General features: G+C 61.6%; 2 protein-coding genes and 1 pseudogene. 1 reads left to right on the forward strand and 2 read right to left on the reverse strand.

All coding sequences use genetic code 11. The features are described 5' to 3' along the window. Positions 1-1,398 (forward strand): vitamin B12 dependent-methionine synthase activation domain-containing protein (locus WA989_RS15315; RefSeq protein WP_424341347.1); only part of this gene is annotated, 1,398 nt, incomplete at its 5' end. A gap of 117 nt (positions 1,399-1,515) precedes the next feature. On the opposite strand, the gene yghU is transcribed toward WA989_RS15315, so the two are convergent. Together yghU and WA989_RS15325 are read right to left on the reverse strand one after the other, a co-directional pair. Continuing rightward, positions 1,516-2,388, reverse strand: coding sequence for a glutathione-dependent disulfide-bond oxidoreductase (yghU, locus tag WA989_RS15320; RefSeq protein WP_424341348.1), 873 nt, complete (start codon positions 2,386-2,388; stop codon positions 1,516-1,518). A 98-nt stretch (positions 2,389-2,486) separates the two neighbouring features. Next, positions 2,487-2,840, reverse strand: a pseudogene (locus WA989_RS15325) (SDR family NAD(P)-dependent oxidoreductase); the annotation flags it as partial.

The raw sequence follows: 2,840 nt of genomic DNA on the forward strand, positions 1-2,840 counted from the left end.
CACGATATCGGCAAGAACATTGTGGGCGTCGTACTCGGCTGTAACGGCTATGACATTGTCGACTTGGGCGTCATGGTCCCGGCCGAAACGATCCTCGAGACCGCGATCAAGGAAAAGGCCGACATGATTGGCCTCTCCGGCCTGATCACGCCAAGCCTGGACGAAATGGTCTTCATCGCTTCGGAGATGCAGCGCACCGGTCTCGACATGCCGCTGCTCATCGGAGGCGCGACCACGTCTCCGGCCCACACAGCCGTCAAGATCGAGCCGGCCATGAAGACCGCGCCCGTCATCCATGTCAGCGATGCAAGCCGCGCTGTCGGGGTGGTTTCGGCGCTGATGAACACGGATGACCGCCAGGCCCTCTGGGGCGCCACCAAAGCGCGCTATGACCGGATCCGTGAAAGCCGCGCTGGCGGCCCGCCAACCCCGCGCCTGCCAATTGCCGAAGCCCGCGCAAAGGGCTTTACCGCCACCGAGCCGTCCGCGCCCGCGCCGACCTTCACCGGCACACGCGCCTTCACAGATTTCGACCTCGCAGAGCTTGCCCGCTACATCGACTGGACCCCCTATTTCGCAAGCTGGGATCTGGCCGGCCGCTACCCGCAAATCCTCGAAGACAAGATTATCGGCGAGGCGGCCTCTGACCTATGGCGCGACACGCAGGCCATGATGCAGCGCCTTGTCGGCGAAGCCTGGCTGAAGCCCAAGGCCGTGATCGGCTTCTGGGAAGCGGCAAAATCCGGCGACGACATCAGGCTCGCCACCGGCGAGACGCTCCACACGCTCCGCCAGCAAATGGTGAAGACCAATCAGCGGCCCAATCTGGCGCTGTCCGATTTCCTCGCCGAGAGCGGCGACCATATCGGCGCCTTCTGCGTCACCTCAGGCCCGGAAGCCGACGCCATCGCCAAGGACTTCCAGTCCAAGGGCGATGATTATTCCGCCATCATGGTCCAGGCGTTGGCTGACCGTTTCGCCGAAGCCATGGCCGAATACATGCACGAGAAAGTCCGCAAGACCCTCTGGGGCTATGACCCGGACGAGGCCTTCGACAATGAGGACCTGGTCAAGGAAAAGTATCGCGGCATCCGCCCCGCGCCAGGCTATCCGGCCCAGCCCGACCACACCGAGAAAGAACTGATCTTCAAGCTGCTCGAAGCCGAAGAGCGGATCGGCGTGTCGCTGACCTCCAGCTTCGCGATGAGCCCGGCGCCCTCGGTCTCAGGGCTATACTTTGCGCACCCCGAAAGCGCCTATTTCGCCGTCGGCCGCATCGAACGCGACCAGGTCGCCGACTATGCCGCCCGCAAAGGCTGGGACCAGCGCACCTGCGAGAGATGGCTCGCCCCGATCCTGAATTACGATCCGTTCGCGGTTGAGGGAGAGGCGGCATAAGGCGCAGATCCTCCTATCCTATGCCGATCTCCCCGGCGTAGGCCGGGGTCTCGTGAAGCAAAGGGCGTACTTGAATTGATTGAGGTCCCGGCCTGCGCCGGGATGATCGGCGACGTGTTATTCCGCCGCCTCAACCTTATCCTGCGTCTTCGTGTCAAAGTCGCTGGCATCGTGGCGTTCGCGTAGCTGGCTCGATGGCTCCCCAAACGTCCGGTTCACCATCCGCCCGCGCTTGACCGCCTCGCGCTGACCGACCTGATCAGTCCAGCGGATGACGTTCTTGTATTCGTGGACCTGCAGGAACTCGCCGGCATCATAGATGATGCCCTTGGCCATCGCGCCATACCAGGGCCAGATCGCCATGTCGGCGACGGAGTATTCGTCGCCCGCCATATATTCGCGCTCCGCCAGATTGCGGTCGAGCACGTCCATCTGGCGCTTCACTTCCATGGCGAAGCGATTGATCGGATACTCATATTTCTCCGGCGCATAGGCGTAGAAATGGCCGAACCCGCCGCCAAGATAGGGCGCAGACCCCATCTGCCACATCAGCCAGTTGACCGCTTCGGTGCGCTTGTAATGATCCTCCGGCAGGAAGGCGCCGAACTTGTTCGCGAGATAGAGAAGGATCGAGCCGCTTTCGAAGACGCGCGTGATCGGATCCGTCGTATGATCGGCCATGACCGGGATCTTGGAGTTCGGATTGAGTTGGACATAGCCGGAGCTGAACTGGTCGCCCTCGCCGATATTGATCAGCCAGGCATCATATTCCGCGCCTGAATGACCGGCCGCCAGAAGCTCTTCCAGCATGATGGTGACTTTGACGCCATTCGGCGTACCGAGGGAATAGAGCTGGATCGGATGCTCGCCTACGGGCAGCTCTTTCTCATGGGTTGGCCCGGCAATCGGCCGGTTGATCTTGGCAAAGCGGCCACCGCTTTCGGTGTCCCAGGTCCAGACTTTTGGCGGGGTATATGTCGGGTCACTCATGTCGGGTCCATTCCTTGCTGGTTTTATCTGTCTTGCACCAGTGAGGTAGGCATCGCCAAGCGGGGATCAATGAATCGCGCGCCTTGTGATCGGGCTGATTAGTTTTTCTCAGCTTTGAGAATGGCGGCTAGGCCTTCGCGATAGGTGCGAAAAGCTGGCCGCCAGCCGGTCGCGGCTTTCAGTTTCGAATTGGGCACGCGCTTGCATTCAGAATAGAAGCTGCGCGCCATCTCGCTGACATCGGCGGTTTCGAGATCGACGAAGACCGGCACCGCAGCGCCGAGGAGGTCGGTGGCAAACACCATCACATCCTGCGGCGGGGCCGGCTCGTCGTCACAGAGATTGAACGCGCCGGAGAGATGCGGGTGATCGATCAGCGCTTTCAGGCCAGAGGCGAGATCCTCGACGTGGATGCGCGAGAAGACCTGGCCGGCCTTTACCACCTGCTCCTC

The sequence above is a fragment of the Henriciella sp. genome (assembly GCF_049649345.1).
Lineage (GTDB): Bacteria > Pseudomonadota > Alphaproteobacteria > Caulobacterales > Hyphomonadaceae > Henriciella.